The 18,389-nt window shown below is 35.5% G+C and carries 21 protein-coding genes; 13 read left to right on the top strand and 8 right to left on the bottom strand.

The window, feature by feature from the left end:
* Nucleotides 1-3: 3 nt before the first annotated feature.
* Nucleotides 4-1,608, top strand: coding sequence for an MDR family MFS transporter (locus G4D63_RS13480; protein WP_163180172.1), 1,605 nt, complete (start codon nucleotides 4-6; stop codon nucleotides 1,606-1,608).
* A 145-nt stretch (nucleotides 1,609-1,753) separates the two neighbouring features.
* On the top strand, nucleotides 1,754-2,335 hold the full coding sequence (locus tag G4D63_RS13475; RefSeq protein WP_163180171.1) for a hypothetical protein: 582 nt from the start codon (nucleotides 1,754-1,756) through the stop codon (nucleotides 2,333-2,335).
* 56 nt (nucleotides 2,336-2,391) lie between these two features.
* Here G4D63_RS13475 and G4D63_RS13470 read toward each other — a convergent pair whose 3' ends face one another.
* Both G4D63_RS13470 and G4D63_RS13465 read right to left on the bottom strand, forming a co-directional pair.
* A complete protein-coding gene (locus tag G4D63_RS13470; protein ID WP_163180170.1) occupies nucleotides 2,392-2,841 on the bottom strand; it encodes a cupredoxin domain-containing protein in 450 nt (149 codons plus the stop codon).
* A gap of 126 nt (nucleotides 2,842-2,967) precedes the next feature.
* A complete protein-coding gene (locus tag G4D63_RS13465) occupies nucleotides 2,968-3,114 on the bottom strand; it encodes a hypothetical protein (RefSeq protein ID WP_163180169.1) in 147 nt (48 codons plus the stop codon).
* Between the two features lie 143 nt (nucleotides 3,115-3,257).
* On the opposite strand from G4D63_RS13465, the gene G4D63_RS13460 reads away from it, so the two are divergent.
* The 4 genes from G4D63_RS13460 to G4D63_RS13445 all read left to right on the top strand — a co-directional run bounded on the left by G4D63_RS13460 (nucleotide 3,258) and on the right by G4D63_RS13445 (nucleotide 6,270).
* Nucleotides 3,258-4,580 (top strand): TrkH family potassium uptake protein, encoded by a 1,323-nt coding sequence (locus G4D63_RS13460; RefSeq protein WP_163180168.1) that lies wholly within the window; start codon nucleotides 3,258-3,260, stop codon nucleotides 4,578-4,580.
* Between the two features lie 81 nt (nucleotides 4,581-4,661).
* On the top strand, nucleotides 4,662-4,898 hold the full coding sequence (locus G4D63_RS13455) for a spore germination protein (RefSeq protein ID WP_163180167.1): 237 nt from the start codon (nucleotides 4,662-4,664) through the stop codon (nucleotides 4,896-4,898).
* A gap of 163 nt (nucleotides 4,899-5,061) precedes the next feature.
* Nucleotides 5,062-5,751, top strand: coding sequence for a DUF421 domain-containing protein (locus G4D63_RS13450; protein WP_163180166.1), 690 nt, complete (start codon nucleotides 5,062-5,064; stop codon nucleotides 5,749-5,751).
* 318 nt (nucleotides 5,752-6,069) lie between these two features.
* Nucleotides 6,070-6,270: a cold-shock protein gene (locus tag G4D63_RS13445; RefSeq protein WP_163180165.1), complete on the top strand. Its 201-nt coding sequence runs from the start codon at nucleotides 6,070-6,072 to the stop codon at nucleotides 6,268-6,270.
* Nucleotides 6,271-6,575: 305 nt separating this feature from the next.
* On the opposite strand, the gene pepF is transcribed toward G4D63_RS13445, so the two are convergent.
* Together pepF and G4D63_RS13435 are read right to left on the bottom strand one after the other, a co-directional pair.
* The gene (gene pepF / locus G4D63_RS13440; RefSeq protein ID WP_163180164.1) at nucleotides 6,576-8,390 is read right to left on the bottom strand and encodes an oligoendopeptidase F; all 1,815 of its coding nucleotides are present in this window, start codon (nucleotides 8,388-8,390) and stop codon (nucleotides 6,576-6,578) included.
* Between the two features lie 568 nt (nucleotides 8,391-8,958).
* Nucleotides 8,959-9,210 (bottom strand): transcriptional regulator SplA domain-containing protein, encoded by a 252-nt coding sequence (locus G4D63_RS13435; RefSeq protein ID WP_163180163.1) that lies wholly within the window; start codon nucleotides 9,208-9,210, stop codon nucleotides 8,959-8,961.
* 222 nt (nucleotides 9,211-9,432) lie between these two features.
* Between G4D63_RS13435 and G4D63_RS13430 the strand changes: the two genes are divergently transcribed.
* The 3 genes from G4D63_RS13430 to G4D63_RS13420 all read left to right on the top strand — a co-directional run bounded on the left by G4D63_RS13430 (nucleotide 9,433) and on the right by G4D63_RS13420 (nucleotide 11,233).
* Nucleotides 9,433-10,320 carry an MYG1 family protein gene (locus G4D63_RS13430; protein WP_163180162.1) on the top strand — a complete coding sequence of 296 codons (888 nt, stop codon included), beginning with the start codon at nucleotides 9,433-9,435 and terminating at the stop codon, nucleotides 10,318-10,320.
* Nucleotides 10,321-10,403: 83 nt separating this feature from the next.
* Entirely contained in the window at nucleotides 10,404-10,901 is a 498-nt protein-coding gene (locus G4D63_RS13425; protein WP_163180161.1) for a GNAT family N-acetyltransferase, read from the top strand.
* Nucleotides 10,895-11,233, top strand: coding sequence for a nuclear transport factor 2 family protein (locus tag G4D63_RS13420; protein WP_163180160.1), 339 nt, complete (start codon nucleotides 10,895-10,897; stop codon nucleotides 11,231-11,233). Before G4D63_RS13425 ends, G4D63_RS13420 begins: the two co-directional genes overlap by 7 nt.
* Nucleotides 11,234-11,273: 40 nt before the next feature.
* Here the strand turns inward: G4D63_RS13420 and G4D63_RS13415 are convergent, their stop codons facing one another.
* The gene (locus G4D63_RS13415) at nucleotides 11,274-12,032 is read right to left on the bottom strand and encodes a hypothetical protein (protein WP_163180159.1); all 759 of its coding nucleotides are present in this window, start codon (nucleotides 12,030-12,032) and stop codon (nucleotides 11,274-11,276) included.
* A 208-nt stretch (nucleotides 12,033-12,240) separates the two neighbouring features.
* On the opposite strand from G4D63_RS13415, the gene G4D63_RS13410 reads away from it, so the two are divergent.
* The 4 genes from G4D63_RS13410 (at nucleotide 12,241) to G4D63_RS13395 (ending at nucleotide 15,155) form a co-directional block, all read left to right on the top strand.
* On the top strand, nucleotides 12,241-12,399 hold the full coding sequence (locus G4D63_RS13410) for an aspartyl-phosphate phosphatase Spo0E family protein (protein WP_163180158.1): 159 nt from the start codon (nucleotides 12,241-12,243) through the stop codon (nucleotides 12,397-12,399).
* 210 nt (nucleotides 12,400-12,609) lie between these two features.
* The gene (locus G4D63_RS13405) at nucleotides 12,610-13,233 is read left to right on the top strand and encodes a CAP domain-containing protein (RefSeq protein ID WP_163180157.1); all 624 of its coding nucleotides are present in this window, start codon (nucleotides 12,610-12,612) and stop codon (nucleotides 13,231-13,233) included.
* Nucleotides 13,234-13,556: 323 nt separating this feature from the next.
* Nucleotides 13,557-14,525, top strand: coding sequence for a ring-cleaving dioxygenase (locus G4D63_RS13400; protein ID WP_163180156.1), 969 nt, complete (start codon nucleotides 13,557-13,559; stop codon nucleotides 14,523-14,525).
* 24 nt (nucleotides 14,526-14,549) lie between these two features.
* The gene (locus G4D63_RS13395) at nucleotides 14,550-15,155 is read left to right on the top strand and encodes an alpha/beta hydrolase (RefSeq protein ID WP_163180155.1); all 606 of its coding nucleotides are present in this window, start codon (nucleotides 14,550-14,552) and stop codon (nucleotides 15,153-15,155) included.
* Nucleotides 15,156-15,227: 72 nt separating this feature from the next.
* Here the strand turns inward: G4D63_RS13395 and G4D63_RS13390 are convergent, their stop codons facing one another.
* The 3 genes from G4D63_RS13390 to G4D63_RS13380 form a co-directional block, all read right to left on the bottom strand.
* On the bottom strand, nucleotides 15,228-16,163 hold the full coding sequence (locus G4D63_RS13390) for a 3'-5' exonuclease (RefSeq protein ID WP_163180154.1): 936 nt from the start codon (nucleotides 16,161-16,163) through the stop codon (nucleotides 15,228-15,230).
* A gap of 79 nt (nucleotides 16,164-16,242) precedes the next feature.
* Complete coding sequence (locus tag G4D63_RS13385; protein ID WP_239585964.1) at nucleotides 16,243-17,358, bottom strand: CapA family protein; 1,116 nt, start codon at nucleotides 17,356-17,358, stop codon at nucleotides 16,243-16,245.
* A gap of 255 nt (nucleotides 17,359-17,613) precedes the next feature.
* The gene (locus G4D63_RS13380; RefSeq protein ID WP_163180153.1) at nucleotides 17,614-18,384 is read right to left on the bottom strand and encodes an alpha/beta fold hydrolase; all 771 of its coding nucleotides are present in this window, start codon (nucleotides 18,382-18,384) and stop codon (nucleotides 17,614-17,616) included.
* Between the last annotated feature and the right edge of the window lie 5 nt (nucleotides 18,385-18,389).

The following is an 18,389-nucleotide window of genomic DNA, read 5'->3' as shown; positions in this document are numbered from 1 at the left end:
AAAATGGAACATTTAGATATGAAAAAAAAGATTACCATAATGGTGGCAGTTGTATCAGTATTGTTGTTTTCTGCATTAAATATGACGATTGTAGGAACTGCATTACCTAAAATTGTTTCTAGTATCGGTGGACTAGATTATTTTGATTGGGTGTTTACCATTTACATGCTTACATCAAGTATTACTGCTATCTTAGTTGGTAAACTATCTGATATTTATGGGCGTAAGATTTTCTTGCAAGTTGGGATTATCATATTTAGTACAGGTTCTTTATTAAGTGGATTCTCAGAGGATATTATTCAGTTAATTATTTATAGAGGTATTCAAGGTTTTGGTGGTGGGATGTTAATGTCCATTTCCTTTGCAACTGTAGGGGATTTATTTTCTCCTCGTGAAAGGGGAAGATGGCAAGGAATCCTCGGTGGTACCTTTGGTTTAGCTAGTTTATTAGGACCAACGTTAGGTGGTTATATCGTTGATAATTTTGATTGGTCTTGGGTGTTTTGGGTGTTTTTACCTTTTGGTGTGATCGCCTTCATATTAATATCAAGGCTTTACCCGGTTATAAAGAGTACTAAGAAAGAATCCGTAGATTACCTTGGATCCTTAGTTTTAACAATCACCTTAGTGAGTTTATTGTTAGGGTTTACGTGGGCTGATTCAAAATATGAATGGGTTTCACCTCAGATTATTGGATTGTTTGGAACCAGTATTTTAGGATTAGTTGCTTTTATTATCATTGAATCTAAAGTGAAAAGCCCAGTTGTTCCATTATTTTTATTTAAGAATAGTGTCTTTACTATTTCAAATATAGTGTCATTCCTAATAGGAATAGGTATGTTTAGTGTAATTATGTATGTTCCATTTTTTGTTCAAGGAGTCGCAGGTTCATCTGCAACAACCTCAGGTCTTGTAGAAATGGCAATGACCATCGCTATGGTGGTTTCAAGTGGTACAGCTGGATTTTTGATCACAAAGACTGGTAAATATAAAATTATGGCGATTGTTGGATTGGTAATAATGGCCATAGGTGTTTATATGAATTCACAGCTAACTGCTGATTCTACATTGTTTAATGTGATTATAAACCTTATGGTAATTGGCTTCGGATTAGGAGTAACTTTCCCTGTGTTTAATTTAACGGTACAAAACGCAGTAAAACATAAGTATCTTGGTGTGGCAACTGCAACTTCACAGTTATTTCGTGAGTTAGGCGGGACGATCGGAGTAGCGATAATGGGTTCTATTATGGGAAGAATTTTAACTGAGCAAATTCAGCAAGCAGAGCTACCTCAACCCGCAAAGGGGACGGGAGGAGAAATACCTCCAAATATAGAGCAGTTACAGGATCCACAACTGCTTATGAACCCAGAGGCTTTGGCAGAAATAAAAAACAAGATTCCAGAGCAAATGCATGCATTTTTTGAACAGTTTATCCAGCTGATGAGAGAAGCATTGAGCGTAGCGTTATCTGGTGTGTTTTTGTTCTCAAGTGTGATTATAGTGGTTGCTGTCATAACTACTTTCTTCTTAAAGGAAATTCCATTAAGAACTTCAAATGTTGATCCTGAGGAAGAAAAAGAACAAGAGACGGGTACATCATCGTAAAAATATGCAGAACCGAGTGTAGGGAGTTAGTATTCCTCTATACTCGGTTCTTTTATTGACTCTTTTTTAGAGGTTTTTTTGGTACAATGACGAACAATTAGAATAACGCACTTAAGAGATTAATGATTTATTGGGGGAAAACATATTGAACTTGAATCTACTACCTAATTTTGAATTGAAGAGTAAAGGAGAGGTGTCTTCGGAGTTTTTGCACATGGGTATTGGTGATTTTCATAGAGCCTTACTATTTGTAGGTAATTTACCTTATGGAAGAAACACTAGTCGAGATCATTATAATCTTGTTTTAAGTGAACGAAAGGGAACGTGTAGCACGAAGCATGCGTTACTTGCTGCACTATGCTTGGAACATCAGGTCGAGGAAGTTACATTATACACGGGTATATATGAGATGAATGAGAGGAATACCCCAGGAGTTGGGAGTGTATTAGATAAGTATAAACTCCATTCTATACCGGAAGCGCATTGTTATTTAAAATATAGCTCTCAGAGATATGATTTCACCCGATTAGCAATTACGGGTGAACCTATAAGTAGTTTCTTGACAGAGATAGAAATAAGTCCAGCACAGATAGGTGAGTACAAGGTGCAATTTCATCGTTCATATCTACCCGAATGGATTAATCAAAACAATTTAACCTCTACATTTAATAAAGATGATTTATGGAAAATAAGAGAGGAATGTATACAAGAGCTATCAAAATCATAGAAAAAAGCTTGAGAATTTGTTTGATTCTCAAGCTTCAAAAAACTAGGTAAGTATCCTTAATCAACTACAATATACCCAATCATAGGACCGTTATGATCTTTGTCAGGGTGAGCAGTACATATTAGTCTGTATGTGCCTTCTTTCGAAAACTTTAGGGTTAGAATTGTTTCTTCACCCTTTTTTACAACTCCTTTGGCATTCGTACCCTCGATGAAAAACGGATGCTCTTTTCCATTTACCCCTAATATACTAAGCTTAATTTCCTCACCTTTTGGAACAACAATGGTTCCTGGATCCCATCTGTAAGATTCAATTTCTCCACCGTTTTCAGTTTTTGAGGAAAATTCACCAGTAACCATGTGGAAGGTATACAGATCATGCTCTACATCAGTGTTCCCATCGACTGGTAAAGCATTAGGCCTAAAAAATAGAATGCTACACATAATTAGCACTAGACTTAATCCTGTATAGATCAGCCATCTTCGCTTAACGATTAAAAATCTCATCCCTTTTCCTCCCTTTATATTCACTTAGTACATGTCTATGTGAACAAGGAAGGGATTTGTCCTTTTTTTGAAAAAAGAATTGAAGATTAACAAGTCATAGGTTGAAAGAATTCTTAAGTTTAAATGTTAAGCTGATTTTTTATCGTCATCATCTAAAATAGATTCACGATTTAACTCCCAATAGTAGATACGAGGTAACCCCACATATAACCACAAGTCTTGAAGCAGATAACCACCAACAAAACAAATAAACCCCAAGTCCATTTGCTTCATAATCTGTTACACCTCCATGATTATGGATACTATTAGCATACAAGGTTACTAAGTTGTCTTATGTTAATTATTTTTCTTTACAATTTTTCCTAACGGGAGTATGATTCTTCACAGTACTAATATATCTAAGTTGAGGTCATACAATGATAAATCGTAAATGGATTAAAATGAATCCCTCGCAGCTGCTTGTTCTTGTGTTCAGTGTGTTTATTTTATTAGGCACAATATTATTAAAACTCCCGATTGCTACCAATAATTCTATAACGTGGCTTGATGCGTTATTTACGGCAACATCTGCGATGACTGTGACCGGATTAGTTGTCTTTGATACTGGGACAGTCTATACAACCTTTGGAGAGGTTGTTATTTTATGTTTAATTCAAATTGGTGGACTGGGGATTATGTCCTTTGCTGTTCTAATCTTCATGGTTCTAGGAAGAAAAATTGGGATGAAAGAAAGAATCCTTGTTCAGCAGGCCTTAAATCAAACCTCTCTTGGGGGCGTTATTAACCTAGTTAAGTATTTATTTATCTTCTCTTTTTCAATTGAACTTATAGCTATGATGTTTTTAGCAATTAGATGGGTTCCGGAATACGGATGGGGAGATGGCTTATATTATAGTTTGTTTCACGCTGTTTCCGCCTTTAATAATGCTGGGTTTGGGCTTTGGCCAGATAATTTAATTAGCTATGTGGGAGATCCTATCGTAAATATTGTTATTTCTCTATTATTTATTATAGGAGGAATAGGATTTACCGTTTTATTGGATCTGAAAAATAAAAATAGCTTTAAACGTTTATCCCTTCATACAAAGCTGATGCTTTGGGGTTCGTTACTTATAAATGTTTTTGCAATGATGGCGATTTTCTTTATTGAATACAATAACCCGCACACTTTAGGTTCACTTTCATTTATGGAGAAAATATGGGCTTCATATTTTCAGGGAGTCGCACCTCGTACCGCAGGGTTTAATACATTAGATTTGGCAGCATTAAAGGAACCTACCATTCTTCTGATTATTATTCTAATGTTCATAGGTGCAGGAAGTGGGTCGACTGGTGGTGGAATTAAGCTTACGACCTTTATTCTCATAGTGTTTAGTGTAATATCCTTTCTAAAAGGCAGAGAAGACATTGTCGTTTTAAGAAGAACGATCAAAGAACGCTTAATTGTAAAAGCACTATCAATTAGTGTCATTTCTTTATTATTTGTAATGGTGGGAATCTTTATATTGAGCTTAACGGAGAATGCCCCATTGTTATTTATATTTTTTGAAGTCGTTTCCGCGTTTGGAACAGTTGGATTAACACTTGGTTTAACATATACCTTAACACCTATTGGAAAAATTGTTATTATTATCGTTATGTTTTTTGGTAAGTTAGGTCCACTTACAATGGTATATTCCTTAGGTAAACCGAAGAAAGAAAAAATTAAATATCCGAGCGAGGACGTTCTAACAGGATAAATAAGTATTCACCTTTTACCGTATTAGGCCATAGATTAATCAAAACGAGATGTGACTATTATTTTAAAAGGAGAATCAATTATGCCTTCTTTTGTTGGTGGGATTCATATACAGAATGTAGGTGACGGTGCATTCACTGTGGGAGATGCGTTTCGTATCTCACCAAATGGTGCTTCACAAAATAAAGGAGGATCCGGTGGATTTAATACTGGGTCATTAATTAACGTTAGTAATAAAAGAAGCATAACGGGAGTTGATGAAACAGACATAGTTGATCAATCGACTACATCTATACGACCGTTTTTGCTGAATGTATAGTCGTTACTTTACTTCAAATAGAGCTATTCTATTCATGTACCCCTGGATAGAAGGTTCTATTTTTTATGTCTGAACTATTCCCCATTAGGGTTATACGCTTGAATATAAACTCCCTATATGAGTTATTTTAATACTATCTTATAAAAAGGGAGAAGGGTCAATAATGGATTGGAGCTTACTATGGAAAGCGGCAATAATTGTCATAGGCGGCACACTCTTACTCAGAATTGCTGGACGTAAATCAATTTCTCAAATGACAATCGCACAAGTTGTGATTATGATTGGTTTAGGTTCTTTGTTAGTACAGCCAATTGTAGGGAAAAATGTGTGGATGACCGGGTTAGTAGGTTTTATGCTTGTGGCGACTCTAGTTTTAGTTGAATTTTTACAGGTGAAATTTGATTTTTTGGAAAAATTTATTACTGGGCAGTCCAAAATACTAATAGAAAATGGAACAATAAATAAGAAGAATCTTAAAAAATTAAGAATGACAGTAGACCAGTTAGAAATGCAGCTTCGCCAAAATAATATACCTAACCTAAATAATGTAGAGTATGCAACATTAGAACCTAATGGCCAAGTTGGGTTTGTATTAAAACAGAATAAACAAACCGCAACAAAAGAAGACCTCAATAATATTAGGGAAGATATTCAACAACTAAGGCTGTATATTGATTCGTTAATTCCGAAAACAAAGGTTGTCTATAAAACGACTGGTGAAAGTAAAATCACAGTGAAAAAACCTACAGCAAGTGTTACTCAATCAAAACAATCAACTTCATCTCAGAATCCTTTGTTTGAGGAAGTAACAAAAAAAGGGCATAAACAAGAACCGCCAGAGTATCTGCAATAAAAGTACCGATTTGCTATTTTCTGTAATCTGTTATATAATATATTCTTAAGCTAAATATTACTTTTTGAATTTCTCACATATATTAAAAAAGTGATCATATTTTGGTACTTTTTTACAATATGTGATTTTTTTATGAGTATTTAGCATATACTATAAATGTTGGCGGTTTTTATGGGAAAGCAGTAACATTTTGGTACGTTTATGTTTAAGTTAAAAGGAATTGGCTTCAAACCATAAGCAAAACAAACTGTATTTTTGATTCTACAAGAAAAATAAGTGTGAGATCTCATCACTCTTATTGTATAGGGGGCAAAAGTAATGGTATTTGGAAAAAAACCGATGGAAGAAATTAAAATGGCTGTAACTAAAGTATGGGAATGCACATCAGACTCATGTAATTGCTGGGTAAGAGATAATTTTAGAAGTAAAGAAATTACAACATGTCCTATTTGCAGCAGTCAAATGGAATCTTCAGAAAAAGAATTGCAAGTTATTCATAACCACTCCGTAGCAGAATAAAGCAATCCCTTCAATGTATCCACTTAATTTTTAAGACTTTTCCATGATCCCAAATAAACTATATCTTAATAGAAGACTGTATTGTTTAATTTTCTATTCCTAATTCTCAACTGGCATGACCTCGGAGTCATAAGGATGGAGGAGAGGTAGGGCTTTCATTGTTTTAGGTTCACAAAGATTGAGTTTCATTCTTTACTAAGACCACCTAAAGTAAGTAATCAGAAAAAACCCCTTTTCAAGGTAAACTAGAAAAGGGGTTTTTGCATTGCTAAAAATCAAGGATGTTCTTTATGAGTTTCAACCTGTTAGTCGAAGCTTCTTTCAAGCTCTTCAATAAGAGTACCAACATAAGCCACTGCCTTTTTAATTGCATCTGGCTTAGTCATATCTAATCCTGCATAGTTAATTAATTCCTGTGGAGTTTTAGTACCACCCGCTTTTAAAACCTCTAACCATCTATCAACGACGGGTTGACCTTCTTCTTTGATTAGTTGTGCAACAGCTGTCGAAACAGTCAATCCAGCTGAATAGGTGTAAGGATATAAGCCCATATAATAATGAGGCTGGCGCATCCAAGTTAGTGAAGCTCCTTCATCAATTTCCACTGTATCTCCCCAGAATGAAGAAAGAACATCTGCCTTTTGCTCACATAATGTTGTTGCAGTGATTGATTTACCTTCTTCAGCTAAACGATATACTCTTCTTTGAAGCTCACCCTCTAGCAAATGAGTAACAAAATTATGATAGTATGTGCCAAGGAACTGAAGGATTACCCATCTTCTCATTCGCGGATCTGTTGTATTTTCTAGAATATGTTGACCAAGTAATAATTCATTCATAGTTGATGGTGCCTCTACAAAATAAGTAGATGGTCTAGTATTTAAGATTGTTTGATATTTATTTGCCAGGTAGAAGTGACCGGCATGACCAAGTTCGTGAGCAAGAATAAATGCTCCCCTCATCGTGTCAGTCCACGTCATGAGAATAAACGGATGTGAGCCATATGGGCTAGCACAAAATGCACCAGTAGATTTACCGATATTATCTGGTAAGTCAACCCATCTCTCAGATAATCCCTTCTCCATGATCTCTACATATTCTGGTCCCATTACCTGAAGAGATTCTAAAATAATTTTAGACGCTTCTTCATAGGTAGTCGATGGGTTAAAGTCAGGGTCTAAAGGAGCTTTTAAATCACAGAATCTTAGGGTTTCAAGTCCAAGTACTTTTTTCTTTAATCTCGCAAACTTCTGCATATGTGGAGCTAATTCTTGTTGAATCACATCAAGCTGATTAATGTACATTTCTTCTGAAACTTGTTGAGGCTTAAGAAGCATATTAGTAACAGAATCATACCCACGTAATTTTGAAAGTGTTACTTGCTTATTTATTTCAGTAGCATATGTTGCTGCATAGGTGTTCTTATACTGTTTTAGTGTTGAAGTGAATGACTCAAAAGCCTTTCTCCGTAAATCAGTATCAGGAGACAGTTCATAATGATCCTCAAATAATGCAAATGATACAGGTTGCTCATTACCTTGTGCATCCACAATTGATTGGAACTGCATATCCGATGATTTGCTGCGTTGATAAATCATATATGGAGAACAGTGTACTTCACTAAGTAATGCTAGTGCTTCTTCTGTTTGAGGATGTAACTGATAAGGTTTAGAAGCTAATATGTCTTCTAATACTTTTTTGTATGTAGAAAGTTCATCGTTTTCAGACAGAAATGACTCGATTTTACCGTCAGGAAGACTTAATAACTCAGAATTTATAAAAGAAAACGCTGCCCCCACTTTTGATAAAACAGAACCAATTCTTGAAGAATCAGACTGGTTTACAGGATTGGTACCATCTTCTGAGATGCGTAAATTTGCATAAGTTGCGATTCGAACCACTTTTTCCTGAAGCACTTCTTGAGCTTTGATACATTTTAATAACTGCTCAGAATTCTCACCAAGCTTTCCTTTAAACTGTGTAACAGTTGGAAGATCTGTGAGAACCTTTTCGATTGCAGCTTCAAAATCTTGATAGGTTGCAAATAGGTCTTCTAGTTTCCATGTTGATTGTTCTGAAACCTCTGAACGACTAGGTCGCTTAACTACTGTTTTCTCCATACGTAATGTCCCCTTTATAAAAAGTTATTTCGTGTTACTAATTAAATTACATTATAGAACATTACGATTATAAAAGTCAGTATTTTTTAAAAAATTCTAAAAAACAGAGACATTGCCTCTTTTTCTTGATTTATAGGAAAGTATAAAATTTTTGGAATGCTTAGTCTCAATAGTTTGGATTAATCTAGCTCCAGCACCCAGCCAAGATGAAATTGCGATGATCTTTGCAATTTCATCCTACCTCGAGGGAAAAAGAGCACACTTTTTCCTAGGTCAGATACAGTGAAACTTCCATCAGTGAATTTCTGATGGTTAGTTTGAACCAATCGGGGTCTTACTGGCGCTATAATTCAATCTAATTTTTTATATTCCTTTAGTTAGCGCCAGTTAGACCGGGATAACCCTTCAAGAATAAAGGGGAAACCCACCCCTTTTTTCTCGAAGGAACATTTGCTTGACGGAGGCCTGCAGGATGCAGGTCAGGCAGGCTTTGCAACAGGACGTTTCGAACTTAGCCTGTCTTCATCTGCCGGGGCGCTTGCGCCTTTTGTTCATTAGTCAAGTGGTGTTATAATGTTGGCTGATCTCCATATAGCTCTTGATAAGCTGTCTCTGCTGCCTGTTCAGAACTAAATAGGGCATCGTCATCTTCAATCACGTGAAAGGTCTCATGAAGAAATAGAGCGAGTTTACTGGAGTCATGTGGATGTTGTACAACCTCTGCTTTTTTTACATTAGCAACAGAAGCTGTATGTGGGTTATGATAGATTACATAAACCTCATCTCCAGCTTTGGTATCTTTTTGATCGATGATATCCATGGACTTACACTCCTTTTATTTGTTCTTGTATTTAAATGTTGATCTAAATGGTTGACGCTAACTAATAGGAAATTGGCATAATCTAATTTTTATTCTCCGTTATACCGGTCATATTATAAGAGGTAAAATAGGGTAAGAAAACAAGCGCTGGTAAAACGACAAGGATAGGGAAAAATAAATAAATATATGTAATCAACTCAGACAAAAAAGGTGGGTTTTAAAATGGAAATAAAAAAAGTAGGGACACATAGTGGAAGCTTTCATGCAGATGATGTAATGGCTTATATCATTTTAGATGAACTTTACGGTCCACTAGAATTAGTTAGGTCTAGGGAAGAGGCAGTTCTAGCAACCTGTGATGTTGTATTTGATGTAGGGGGCGGGGAATACGATCATCATACGAATGACAAGGAATATCGAGAAAACGGAATACCTTATGCTGCTGCAGGATTAGTTTGGAGAGACTTTGGGAAATTACTTTTAGAAAAAAAGGGATTCTCTGCAACTTCGATAAACAGAGTGTTCAATTATATTGATGAACAATACATACAAGGTTTGGATGCAATCGACAATGGGGTTCGCTATTCACGTGATATTATCATTCCAGATTTAACCTCAGATATCCAACGCTTTAATCCAAGATGGAATAAAGATGAGGATGAAAATGAACAATTTAATAAAGCGGTTCAGTATGCACGAAGCTCTTTTGTTAATTTGTTGGAAGATCAACTATCAAGATTAGCTGCCGTAGATATTATTAAAAAATCCTATGCAGAAAGAACCCAAAAGGAACTACTTGTATTAGAGCAGCATTGTCCTTGGCAAGGAACACTTTTAGATATTGACCGTGAAGAAGAAGTTAAATTTGTAATTTATAAGGACCCGAGAAAAGGTTATTTAATCCAAGTAGTACCTGTTGGAAGAAATACGTTTGAAGCCCGCAAAGATTTACCACAAGAGTGGGCGGGTAGAGATGCGGAAGATTTGAATAGAATAATTGGTATCAATGACGCAATCTTTGCTCATCCTGCCAGGTTTATTGCAGGTGCGAAGTCGAAAGAAAGTATTATGAAGATGGCCGAAATAGCATTAAAGAGTAAAGACAAGTGAGAGAACAATTTTTCAGGTAGTATTGAAAAAGTTGGAGAGACGAGAGACATATACCGTCAGCAAGGGAAAATGGGGGAAACCAGGTGGTTCAGTTAAGAGAAGTAATGGTAAAAGAAAAAGAAGTACTTGCAAATCTACTTGAATATTATGTGTATGAATTTAGTCCAATCTTAAAACTAGATGTTTCAAGTGAAGGGAAATATGGTTTCAATCGAATAGATGATTACTTTATCAACCCAAACCTTCATCCGTACTTCATTATATACGATGGCAATATAGCTGGATTTTCTATAGTGGAAAGGGTATTAGATAAGGAATTTGACTTTCGGATTGATCAGTTCTTTATTTTGAAGCGATACGGTAGTTTAGGGTTAGGTCATGATGCTGCTTTAAAATCGTTTGATTTATATCGTGGAAAATGGAAAATCACGCAAACAGAAACAAATTACCGTGCACAATCATTTTGGAGAAAAACAATTAAACTCTATACTGATAATAAGTTCGAAGAATATTATGACGAGCAAAGACGCTCTGTACAAACATTTGTGAATATGGAAATAGAAGGAGAAAAGGTATGTTAAAACCAGAAGAATTGGCACAAAAGCAGTTGGATGCTTATAATAAACAGGACATTGAAGCATTTATTTCAGTATATAGTGAAGATGTACTTGTACGGGAATTTCCCTCTAATAAGGTAATGCTTTCAGGAATGGAAGAATTCAAAAATAGATATGCTCAATTATTTATAAATAATCCAAATCAACATGCAGCCTTAAATTCTAGAATTGTTAAAGATCATATTGTAATTGATCATGAACATGTTACTGGTAGAGCTAATGGCATTGAAGCAGAAGCAGTTGCTATATATGAAATAGTGAACGATAAGATTAAACATGTATGGTTTGTTAATTAAACTCTAGCAAAACAGTAAAACCGAGACACCTGTCTCGGTTTTACTGTTTTGCTGTCTCTTTTACCTCTTCATTTTCCAGTTCACTGTAATTTGTTTCAGTGCTCGTTTTTGGGCGAAAGAGGCTCGAAGTAAATTTAACACTGCTCTCTAACTTCTCGGTTAGGGTCGAGAACCGTTCAAATATAATGCTCTTTATATATTCAAGCTGTCTTGAAATTTTTTGGGTAAGAGCTTCTTGGCTATCAAGACGCTCCATTAAGGTTTGATGAAAGGCTTCTTGAATCTCTAGTTTTTCAGTTAGAGTTCTACATAATTCTTCCTGACTTACAAGTTGTTGATGAATGAAGTCTAGTGTTTGATCATTTGTTTTTAAATGCTTAGACAGCTCCTGAGTGACCTGGTCTTGAGAGTTTAAACCATCGAATATAACCTGACTCATTAGTTCATCATTATCCATTTTTTTTCTCAAATCATGACTTAATTGTTCAACATGAGAAATTCTATCTAATATGGATTGACTGGTTTGTTCTTGATCACCTAGACGATGTTGTAGTTCATAGCTTGTATTCTCATGCTTTGATAATAACTGTTTAAAATATTGCTGTTGTTCTAACTTAGTATCATGCATCTGATGGTTAACTTCTAAAATTGACTTACTCAATGTTTGGTTCATTACTTTCTGTTGGTCCATATACTCTTTTATATAATTCGTTCTAAATAAATCTTGATTAGAAAGTGGATTACCTAATGAGGTTAAGAATAACTTTGGGTTAATTTTGTTATTTTGAGAAATTGTCATATGTTCACTCCTTTATAAGTCAAAGGTCAAAGAGAAGGTAATGTATTGTATGAGTGATTCATAGCAATTTGTGCAGGTTTTCATCTTTCTTTCGATTGAGTAAAGGTTGTTTTTTTGTCTTATTATGACAACATTCGTCGAATTGATTTTCAAGCTAATCAAAAATTGTCATAATAGAAAGGCGTAGTTGAAAAAAGGACGGGTTGTAATGAATAAAGAAAAGCTTATACTTGAAATCGAAAAAAAACGAGAAGAAATGACGCAACTTGGTTTGAAAAAGGGATTGACCAATATTGAAACTGTCCTTTCAAGTCAGCAGCTAGATCATTTATTAAATTTATTACAAATTAAAGAGAATGTACGATAGATGTAAGAAGGAGTCCAAGGTGGCTTCTTCTTTTTTTTCCTTGCAACTACAAAAAAATCCAGATTCTTGATCTATTAAACAAAATAGTTGTAGTTAGTAATCCAAAAAGAAAACAACCATATAAAATTTTTGTGAAAAATGAATTATCGTACTGAAATGGCGACAAAATAAGTCTTGAATGAAACATAATCTGAAATGTGGAGGAAAGAAATGTTAAGAAGAATTGTCGCTATAATGTTTGTTAGTTTACTACTATTCCCAGTGTATTCAAGCGCACAGATTAAAATGTTTAGTGAACCACCGTTTTCTCACTATAAAGTTTCACCTGGAGATACCTTTTGGTTTATTGCCAAGAGATATGGCCTGGATTATAGGGAGTTAATGAGACTTAATCCTGATGTTGAACCAACGAATATGCATGTCGGAGAAGTAATTCGTTTAAAGGAGACTGCGTCAAATCACAACGCATTTGAAGATCAAGTTGCTCAACTAGTAAATCAAGAAAGAGCAAAGCAGGGATTGAGGCCTTTAACTCATCGTGCAGATTTAAAGGCAGTGGCACATAAAAAAGCTGAGGATATGATTAATTCCAACTATTTCTCACATACAAGCCCTAACTACGGTTCACCATTCCAAATGATGAAGACGTTTGGTATTAGCTATACTACTGCTGGAGAGAATATTGCTAAAGGTCAGAAGACTCCTCAGGAAGTAATGACTGCATGGATGAATTCTCCTGGACATAAGGCTAATATTTTAAAGCCGGAGTTTGATACAATTGGAGTAGGCTTTTATCACGGTGCTTGGGTACAAATGTTTATTAAAGCAAATTAAATGAAAAAGCACTCCATTAAGGAGTGCTCTATCATTTTTATTGAGGGGAAATCAATAAAAAAGACGCCAAAAGTTTGGCGTCTTTACGTGATTGAGGCGAAAGACTACACGCCACATCGTGCATTTGCTATAAAGCAAGTGTCCTTCGACTTATACAATTCAGCTCATCGCTAAATAAATATAACATCTGATGATCTAAAAGACAAGAACCAATATTTTCTATCCTAAGTGTTAATGCTTGCAAAAATATTCACCATCCATAAAAATAGAAGAGAAGATATCTTTAATTAAAAATATATTGTAAAAAATTAGGGGGTGTAAATATGGACCTTAAGCCTCTTAAAGGTCAGCATCATGTATCAGCGATTACTGCAGATGCTAAGAGAAACTATGAGTTTTACACGAAAACGTTAGGATTGAGACTAGTTAAAAAGACCGTAAATCAAGATGATACATCTGTCTACCATTTATTTTATGCGGATGAGAGAGGAAATCCAGGAACTGATTTGACATTTTTTGAGATTCCCCGTGCTGGTCATACGTATGAGGGTTCAAATAGTATTTCTGCAACATCCCTTAGAGTCCCAAAGGATGCTTCTTTACAGTATTGGAAAGAACGTTTTGAAACGTTAGGGGTAGAACATGACGAGATCACTCATGAGACTGGCCGTGCTACACTGTCCTTTACTGATTTTGAAGGTCAACGCCTAGTTCTTGTGTCTGATGAACATAATGTTGGTGTTGATGGTGGAAATCCATGGGATCAGAGTCCAATACCAAAAGAACACGCCATCTATGGGTTAGGACCTGTTTTACTTACTGTTTCTCAAAAAGAACTAACTTCTAAAATCTTAACCGATATTTTAGGTTACCGTGAAAAGCGCACATTTGCTGCATATGGTAGTGAAGTCACCGTCTATGAAACTGGAGAGGGTGGAACAGGAGCAGAAATCCATTTACTAGAGCGTTCTGATTTGCCTAGGGAAAGACCGGGGCGGGGTAGTGTTCATCATGTTGCTTTTAGAGTAGAAAGTCAAGAAGAGCTTAATAAGTGGGTTGCCTATTTAAAAGAGAAAAGAATACCGAGTTCAGGTTTTGTGGAACGGTATTATTTCAAATCTTTATACTTTAGAGAACCGAATGGTATTCTCTTTGAGTTAGCAACTGATGGCCCTGGTTTTGAAGGGGATGAACCTTTCGAACACTTAGGTGAAAGTCTGGCGTTACCACCATATTTTGAAGATCAGCGAGATTCAATTGAAGCAAAATTGAAGCCGCTTGAAACAAAGTAAAAATTATTGAAATGGGGAAAAACAATGGAACATATTTTCAAACAAGGTCCATCTGACCAAACATTATTATTACTTCACGGAACAGGTGGTAATGAAAGAGACTTACTTCCTCTAGCTGAGATGATCGCACCTAATGCCTCGATCTTAGGAGTTCGAGGAAATATCTTAGAAAACGGTATGCCACGATTTTTTCGTAGACTGAGTGAAGGTGTTTTTGATGAGGAAGACTTGATTTTTCGAACGAATGAATTACATCAAACCATTAATGATCTTTCAGAAAGATACAAATTTAAACGAGATCAAGTAATTGCTGTAGGCTATTCGAATGGAGCAAATATCGCTGCTAGCCTTTTATATCATTATAAAGATTCATTAAAAGGCGCAATTCTTTTTCATGCCATGGTACCACTAAGAGGGTTTACTCTTCCAGACTTAAGTGAAGCACCCGTATATATAGGGGCGGGTAAAAGAGACCCTCTAATACCAGCAGCTGAAACAAAGGAGTTAGCAGATGAACTTAGAAAGGCTAATGCTGAAGTGACAGAGCATTGGGGTGAAGGTGGGCACGAACTAACGAGAGCTGAAGTAGAGCAGGCTGGGATATGGTACGGAGAACATTTTACATCTTGATAAACAGTGAGACCTTTTGTGTTCCATTACAGAAGGTCTTTTTTTATGTAGAAGGGAGAGGCTAAGCTACCTTCATATTGCCGTAATTCTTTTAAAATCCTTCATAGTATGTTCGTCCCAAATAATAATGCGGGATGAATAATTAAAATGTTCCTCATAGGAAATAAGAAGTTGCTGATACCATTTAATAATCAGATTAATATCGTGGCGTATATCGAGTGAGAATAGTCCAGAGCGGTTAATCACAATGTTCTCATACTTATTAACGATATTTTTAACCCTTTTAATATATTTGGAGCCTTCTTTCAGATTGGTAAACTCTTTATATTCTAAAATCAGGCTATTAATATCATTCTTTACCATCTTTTTGAGTAGACTATTAATTCCTTTGGGATCAGCTGGAATATTCTCACTGTCAAGAATAAATTGACTTAACATGACTAAATCAGCTTGTTGTTTGTCTATTGAAAAGGCTTGATAGATACGGAAAGTATTATAAGCATCGTACATAGGGTTGTGAGGATCACCAATAAATTGTAAATCGAAAAGACGTAAGGCATTTTCTACAGAGTAAGGTGATTTTGAAACCCTCTTTGTAAACACTGCTTGAAAATCAACGTATCTTTCAGCCATCTTCTTATAAATAGATGGAGGAAGTTGATTTTTAGTGAGATCATGCTTTAACCGGGTTAGATCATTAGTAGACCAAGAAAAAAATCGAGATTTTTTAATGCCATTTACCCAAGCTAAAAACGCATGAATTACTTCTGTGAAGCATTCTGCATTTTCTAGGTCTGTGTCTTTAATCCCTGTTAACCGTTTGCAAAAGGGACTCAATGGTAGAGTGTTAATGGGCTTAATATAGCGATCAAAAAATTCGATTTTCTCCGTTTCTAAATCGTATTTTACTGCTCCTAAACGGATTGCTTCCATTTCTTCAAAAGGCATACCTTTATCAGAACAAAGCATTTCAAAATCAAAAAATACGAATTGCTTTAATTCAGCCATAATTATTGTCTCCTTTCATCTAAGGAATTATAAAGGAGAAGTAATAAAAGAGAAAGGGACAAATTTTTCCTAACTTACATTATTGTGATTGATCGTAAGCAACCCAAACAGGTTCACTGATCTGTGCGGATAATTTATAGATCTTAGATAAGACTCTTTTTGCTTCATCTCCATCCAAAGGTGTTGGTTGATAGTTATTTCTAGCTGTCGTGGATGAGATTCGAAAAGGAATCACTTTGATTTCCTTTTTATCAACTAACTCGCCATCTGTTAAATGGAATACTTGCTGAAACACAAATGTGTCTTTATCAGAAGGATTACGGTTTCCTCCAAACATAAAGTTACCGAGGCTATACACAATGAACTTTCCATTGTATTCCTCAATTCCTTGAACAACATGCGGGTGGTGTCCAACCACCAAATCAGCGCCTTGATCGATTGTAAATCGACCAATTGACTTCTGAACAGAGTTTGGAACATAGCTTCTTTCTTCACCCCAATGGAAATGGACAATAATAATCTTTGCACCTTGATTTCGTAGGTTTTTAATATCTGTTTCAATTTGGGATCTTAACTCTTTCGTATCATTCCAACCGTTATAGCCTAGAGCACCGACGTCTATACCCTTAATGTTAGTTAGATAACTACTCTCATTACCAAAGTAACCAACATCATACTTAGTAAGATTGTCAACCGTGTCACTATATCCTCTTTGAAGGTAGTCGAAGGTATGATTATTAGCAAGATTTACTGCCTCAATACTTCCAAGCTTTAGGATCTCTGTGTATTCAGGGGTACCCTTGAAGCGGAACTTTTTATCTGCCTTTTGAGTAGAATTCGTTAAAGTTGTTTCAAGGTTAACCGAAGTAAAGTCATCTTGACTAAACAGATCTTTTATATTTTGTACGAAGAATTCTAATCCATTTTGATCTGCCTCTTGAACAAAGGTTTGGTGATAACCAAAGCTTTCATCACTACCAATTGTAAAATCTCCTGCAACGCTAATCTTAATGGTAGTCTCGACAGGTTTTGGAGGAGTTGCTTTTTCGGAAACTGGGTATTGTGTGGGAGGGTGGCTAGAAACTTGAAGCTCCTTATCTTGACTCTTTTTCTCCATACCAGTAACTGAAATATGGCTACAAGCTGAAAATGTTGTTAACGCTATTAACATAAGAAAAATTTTCACAGTCGGCATCGTGGATCCCCCAATTAATTCCCAGTATAAGTAAGAAAATGGATATTAATTGTTATAATACGGTGGAGATTGCTCTGTTACCTTCTCGTTGACAAAAGAAGTCAAAACATTCTAAAAATATACAGAAAACGCAATATTTTCGCGAAAGTATGACACTTAAAGTTATCATTAATATCCATTATTTTTTATTCAACGGATACTAAAATTAGAACTACCTCACATAACTGATCTCAACAAAAAAAGAGTAGACAGTGTCTACTCTTTAAGTTCATCTAGAAAAGAAATCGCAACTTTATTTACTTCTTCAGAACGTCTAGTGGGAATTTGATGAGATTCATTTTGCACAAAATGAACTCTTAATGAAGGGAGATGTTTCTTATAGAATTTGTTATACATATTGATATAATCTGCCTTACTTCCATATAGAATGAGAACAGGCATCTGTATTTTGTTAATTTCATTTTTACAGTTGAATTTTAATGATTCTATATAATATTTTCCCCAAACATCACTGTTTGATTTCATCATATGGTTCTTAAGATTTTTTCGAAAAACCTTGTTCTTTGTATGACTGACGGCAAGAACACTTGATAAAAACTTTTTACTCTTTTTTATCGCATATACCCCTAGTTGATGTTCTGTTTTAAGTGTAAAGTTATCCACAATCGGATAAGCACCAGAGATAATAAGTGCTCGTATTCGTTCAGGATAGTGGATTCCTAAAAATTGAGTGATAATCCCTCCAGCAGAGTAACCAAAGATCACTGCCTTCTGAATTCGGAGAACATCCATTAACTCTATGATATCCTTTGCAAATCGTTTAACAGAGATAGAGGACTTACCGTCAAAGGTACTATCACCTTGTCCAACTAAATCAGGAATAATCATGCGATATTGATTTGACAACGGCTTCTGCTTTTCGAAGACAACTCTACCCATTCCAGGTGGATGGATAAATATAATCGGTTCGCCACTACCGATATCCTCGTAAGCGATTTGTTCGTTATTTATAGTTACTACCTGCATATGTC

Origin of the sequence: Bacillus mesophilus, from assembly GCF_011008845.1 — a bacterium.
GTDB classification, from domain to species: domain Bacteria; phylum Bacillota; class Bacilli; order Bacillales; family SA4; genus Bacillus_BS; species Bacillus_BS mesophilus.
This window is presented reverse-complemented; position numbering and strand designations above follow the sequence as displayed.

Bases quoted from the DNA above. Each gene is read 5' to 3' on its own strand.
- G4D63_RS13450 (WP_163180166.1), top strand. From the start codon at position 5,062: ATGGATTGGAGCTTACTATGGAAAGCGGCAATAATTGTCATAGGCGGC.
- G4D63_RS13415 (WP_163180159.1), bottom strand. From the start codon at position 12,032: ATGACAATTTCTCAAAATAACAAAATTAACCCAAAGTTATTCTTAACC.
- G4D63_RS13410 (WP_163180158.1), top strand. From the start codon at position 12,241: ATGAATAAAGAAAAGCTTATACTTGAAATCGAAAAAAAACGAGAAGAA.
- G4D63_RS13420 (WP_163180160.1), top strand. From the start codon at position 10,895: ATGTTAAAACCAGAAGAATTGGCACAAAAGCAGTTGGATGCTTATAAT.
- G4D63_RS13385 (WP_239585964.1), bottom strand. From the start codon at position 17,358: ATGCCGACTGTGAAAATTTTTCTTATGTTAATAGCGTTAACAACATTT.
- G4D63_RS13470 (WP_163180170.1), bottom strand. From the start codon at position 2,841: ATGAGATTTTTAATCGTTAAGCGAAGATGGCTGATCTATACAGGATTA.
- G4D63_RS13390 (WP_163180154.1), bottom strand. From the start codon at position 16,163: ATGGCTGAATTAAAGCAATTCGTATTTTTTGATTTTGAAATGCTTTGT.
- G4D63_RS13405 (WP_163180157.1), top strand. From the start codon at position 12,610: ATGTTAAGAAGAATTGTCGCTATAATGTTTGTTAGTTTACTACTATTC.
- G4D63_RS13435 (WP_163180163.1), bottom strand. From the start codon at position 9,210: ATGGATATCATCGATCAAAAAGATACCAAAGCTGGAGATGAGGTTTAT.
- G4D63_RS13430 (WP_163180162.1), top strand. From the start codon at position 9,433: ATGGAAATAAAAAAAGTAGGGACACATAGTGGAAGCTTTCATGCAGAT.
- G4D63_RS13445 (WP_163180165.1), top strand. From the start codon at position 6,070: ATGGTATTTGGAAAAAAACCGATGGAAGAAATTAAAATGGCTGTAACT.
- G4D63_RS13465 (WP_163180169.1), bottom strand. From the start codon at position 3,114: ATGAAGCAAATGGACTTGGGGTTTATTTGTTTTGTTGGTGGTTATCTG.
- pepF (WP_163180164.1), bottom strand. From the start codon at position 8,390: ATGGAGAAAACAGTAGTTAAGCGACCTAGTCGTTCAGAGGTTTCAGAA.
- G4D63_RS13400 (WP_163180156.1), top strand. From the start codon at position 13,557: ATGGACCTTAAGCCTCTTAAAGGTCAGCATCATGTATCAGCGATTACT.
- G4D63_RS13380 (WP_163180153.1), bottom strand. From the start codon at position 18,384: ATGCAGGTAGTAACTATAAATAACGAACAAATCGCTTACGAGGATATC.
- G4D63_RS13455 (WP_163180167.1), top strand. From the start codon at position 4,662: ATGCCTTCTTTTGTTGGTGGGATTCATATACAGAATGTAGGTGACGGT.
- G4D63_RS13480 (WP_163180172.1), top strand. From the start codon at position 4: ATGGAACATTTAGATATGAAAAAAAAGATTACCATAATGGTGGCAGTT.
- G4D63_RS13395 (WP_163180155.1), top strand. From the start codon at position 14,550: ATGGAACATATTTTCAAACAAGGTCCATCTGACCAAACATTATTATTA.
- G4D63_RS13460 (WP_163180168.1), top strand. From the start codon at position 3,258: ATGATAAATCGTAAATGGATTAAAATGAATCCCTCGCAGCTGCTTGTT.